Here is a 3852-nt window from a genome sequence, read left to right on the forward strand (position 1 = left end):
GTCGCACATGAGGTTTCGATCCTGTCAAGACGGGCACCACCCACAGAAGTCAGATCAACCCGGTTGCGGATGTGACAACTCTCGGATGCTTCAAACGGGTCCCTCGGTGTCATACCAGCGGCGGCATCAAGAACGGTCAGACACATCTCCGCGTCATTCAGCGCGCGCCGCAATTTCCATGACGTCAATGGCGTAACCGGCGCCGCCACCTCCAGCGGGTCCAACGGATTCCACTCCGACGGCAGGGGCGTTTCAGGATGCAGAATTGCCAAAAGTCCGCCCACACAGGCCCCGACCCCGATCAACGTCACGACAGTTGTCGTCACCGAACGGACGATCGCCATACGCGTCACCTTGCGCTGCGGTGGCTCATTCTCTTCAGGGGGCTGGTCCGACATCGTGTCCCTCTCCATCCCCTCCGGATCTAGCGCGACATCACAGATGATCCCACGAAAAAAGCGCCCGAGGTTTCCCCCGGGCGCCTTTCGTCGATCTCGGTCAACTTAGCTGATGACGTAGTCGCCGTCCAACTCTTCCAGCTCGCTCTCGTCGATCTCTGGCATGTTGTTCAGCTCTTCCTCGGTGGCTTCGTCAAGGATCAGCTCACCATCGGTCATGGCAAAGTTTTCCAGCGGCATGGCGACGGTATATTCGCCCAGACCAAGGAAACCGCCGATACCGATCACGGCCTGATAGCCTTCACCGTCGGAAATCACGTAGTCGATCTCGCCCACGTCTTCACCGTCGGCACTCAGCACGTTGAGACCCACAATCTGGTCAACAGTCATGCCGGAGAACTGGGACAGCTGGTCCAGACCTTCGGAGGACATGTCGGCCTCGGCCGTCATTGTCTCGCCATCGGCGTTTTCCATGTCGGTTTCACCGTTCAGCGTTTCGGCTGTGACGGTCATGTTCTCTTCGCCGTCCATATCTTCTGGGATCACAGGCTCGGCGTCGGCAGTCATTGTGTCTTCGCCGTCCATGTCCTCGGACATGTCTGTGTCGGCGTCGGCAGTTTCCATCGCACCGTCTTCGTCTTCCATCATGCCGTCTTCGGCTTCAGCAGCCTCGAACGTTTCTTCCATGTTGGTGTCCATGTCGGTGTCTTCCATTTCCTGTGCAAAGGAAGGCACCGCAAGGGCGAACGTCAGGGCGGTTGTGGTCATAAGTGTCTTAAGCATTTTCAATCTCCATAGATGAGGTTGTCATTGCCTGCACAACACAAAAAACCCCGCAGCTGTTCCGCCGCGGGGCCCCAAATTTTTGTCGGAACCGATGTCCGGTTTCTGCGTTAAGGCGCGGATCAGTAACGGTAATGTTCAGGTTTGAACGGGCCGTCAGGGGACACGCCGATATAGGCAGCCTGCTCCGGGTCCAGCTTGGACAGCTTCACGCCGATCCGGTCCAGATGCAGACGCGCCACCTTTTCATCCAGATGTTTGGGCAGGATATAAACGCCGGGCTGGTATTCATCACCCTTGGTCCACAATTCGATCTGCGCCAGCACCTGATTGGTAAAGCTTGCAGACATCACAAACGACGGGTGTCCCGTGGCGTTGCCAAGGTTCAGCAGGCGGCCTTCGGACAAAAGGATCAAACGATTGCCATTCGGCATCTCGATCATATCCACCTGTTCCTTGATGTTGGTCCACTTGTGGTTCTTCAGCGCGGCAACCTGAATTTCGTTGTCGAAATGCCCGATGTTCCCGACAATCGCCATGTCCTTCATCCGGCGCATGTGTTCGATGCGGATCACGTCCTTGTTGCCCGTGGTGGTCACAAAAACATCCGCCGTCTCGACGACCTCGTCCAGCGTGGTCACCTGAAACCCGTCCATCGCCGCCTGAAGCGCACAGATCGGGTCAACCTCGGTCACAATCACACGGGCACCCGCCCCGGCCAGCGACGCGGCAGAGCCTTTGCCAACATCGCCGTAGCCCATCACAACCGCAACCTTACCGGCCATCATCGTATCCGTCGCGCGCCGGATGCCGTCGACCAGCGATTCCTTGCAGCCGTATTTGTTGTCAAACTTCGACTTGGTGACAGAATCGTTCACATTGATCGCAGGGAAAGGCAGCTGCCCCTTCTTGTGCAGATCATACAGACGGTGCACGCCGGTCGTCGTTTCCTCGGACACGCCCACAATCTGGTCGCGCATTTTGGTGAACCAACCGGGGCTGGCCGCCATCCGCTTTTCGATCTGCGCCTTGATGACGGCCTCTTCTTCGGACTGCGGCACGGGGATCACATCCTCCCCGGCCTCCATGCGCGCGCCAAACAGGATATACAGCGTCGCATCGCCGCCATCGTCGAGGATCATGTTCGGCCCGTCTTCGAACAGGAACGAGCGGTCCAGATAATCCCAATGTTCTTCCAGCGACTGACCCTTGATCGCAAAAACCGGCACGCCCGCTTCGGCAATCGCCGCCGCCGCGTGGTCCTGCGTGGAAAAGATGTTGCATGATGCCCAGCGCACGTCGGCACCCAACGCGGTCAGCGTCTCGATCAGAACCGCCGTCTGGATCGTCATGTGCAAAGACCCGACAATCCGCGCACCTTTCAACGGCTGGCTCTCGCCATATTCCTCACGGCACGCCATCAGACCGGGCATTTCGGTTTCGGCAATGTCCAGCTCACGGCGGCCGAAGGCGGCCAGTTCGATGTCCTTCACGATGTAATCTTTGGCCATCCCGGCTCTCCTTGCATCATATGTTTGGCCGTGCTGTATCACCGCCCGCCCCTCTCGACAATCGACCATGCTGCGCCTTAGGGTCACCCCTCAAATCGGAGTGCTGAAATGAAACAACCCCGTGCATGGCAACGGATGCTGTCGGGCCGCAGGCTGGACCTGCTGGACCCCACTCCAATGGATATCGAAATCGAGGATATCGCCCATGGCCTTGCCTTCGTCGCCCGCTGGAACGGCCAGACCCGTGGCGATTACGCCTATTCCGTGGCCGAACATTCCCTGCTGGTCGAACAGATTTTCCGTCAGATGAACCCCAATGCGCCTGTCAAATGGCAGCTGGCCGCCCTTCTTCACGACGCTCCGGAATACGTCATCGGCGATATGATCAGCCCCGTAAAGGCCGCTGTCGGTCCGGGGTATGAGGTCCTTGATGATCGGCTGATGGCGGCCATTCACATCCGGTTCGGCCTGCCCGCGCAGGTGCCCGCCGCTGTCAAGAAACAGATCAAGAAGGCCGACAAAGTCTCCGCCTGGCTTGAGGCCGTTCAGATCGCAGGCTTCACCACCACAGAGGCCGACAAATTTTTCGGCAAACTAGACCCTGTTATTGCCCAATCGCTTCAAATCCGTCTGCGTCCCCCTGTTGACGTGCGGACAGATTTCACCGCCCGCCACGCCCAACTGATGGACCTGTTATGACCCTGACCGCCCGCAAAATGACCCGCGCCGACGTGCCCGCCTGCACCGCCATCATCAACCACATCATCGCCCTGGGCGGGTCCACCGCCTATGAGGATCCGTACACCGAAACCGACCTCGGCGATCACTACATCGACGACGCGGCCACCTCGAACGTTGTCGTCGACGGCGACAGGGTCGTCGGCTTCCAATCCACGTTTGAGGTTGAACCCGGCGTCTATTCCATCGGCTCCTTCACCGACCAGCAAAATCCCGTGCGTGGCGCAGGCAAGGTGGTGACCGACAAAACCAAATCCGATTGTCGCACCTTGGGCGGCCAGTCCATCATCGCCAAAATCACCTCAGACAACACAGGCGGTTTGGCCTTCTATTCCAAAATGGGGTTCGCGGATGACACCATCATCCCCAACGACCACACCCGCAAAGACGGCACGACCGTCGACCGGATTATCAAACGGTTC

The 3852-nt window shown here is 58.5% G+C and carries 4 protein-coding genes and 1 pseudogene; 2 read left to right on the forward strand and 3 right to left on the reverse strand.

All coding sequences use genetic code 11. From position 1 onward, the window contains the following. The 3 genes and pseudogenes from QZ653_RS14855 to ahcY form a co-directional block, all read right to left on the reverse strand. Window positions 1-344, reverse strand: a pseudogene (locus tag QZ653_RS14855) (hypothetical protein); the annotation flags it as partial. Between the two features lie 159 nt (window positions 345-503). After that, window positions 504-1181, reverse strand: a complete 678-nt coding sequence (locus QZ653_RS14860) for a PRC-barrel domain-containing protein (RefSeq protein WP_296421285.1) — start codon at window positions 1179-1181, stop codon at window positions 504-506. Window positions 1182-1303: 122 nt separating this feature from the next. Further along, window positions 1304-2692: an adenosylhomocysteinase gene (gene ahcY / locus QZ653_RS14865; RefSeq protein WP_296421287.1), complete on the reverse strand. Its 1389-nt coding sequence runs from the start codon at window positions 2690-2692 to the stop codon at window positions 1304-1306. Between the two features lie 108 nt (window positions 2693-2800). Between ahcY and QZ653_RS14870 the strand changes: the two genes are divergently transcribed. Further along, the gene (locus QZ653_RS14870; protein WP_296421289.1) at window positions 2801-3391 is read left to right on the forward strand and encodes an HD family hydrolase; all 591 of its coding nucleotides are present in this window, start codon (window positions 2801-2803) and stop codon (window positions 3389-3391) included. Continuing rightward, window positions 3388-3852, forward strand: a 465-nt coding sequence (locus tag QZ653_RS14875; protein WP_296421291.1) for a GNAT family N-acetyltransferase, incomplete at its 3' end; no start/stop codon positions are given. The genes QZ653_RS14870 and QZ653_RS14875, both read left to right, overlap by 4 nt.

Origin of the sequence: Pseudooctadecabacter sp. (genome assembly GCF_020627745.1) — a bacterium.
GTDB lineage: Bacteria > Pseudomonadota > Alphaproteobacteria > Rhodobacterales > Rhodobacteraceae > Octadecabacter.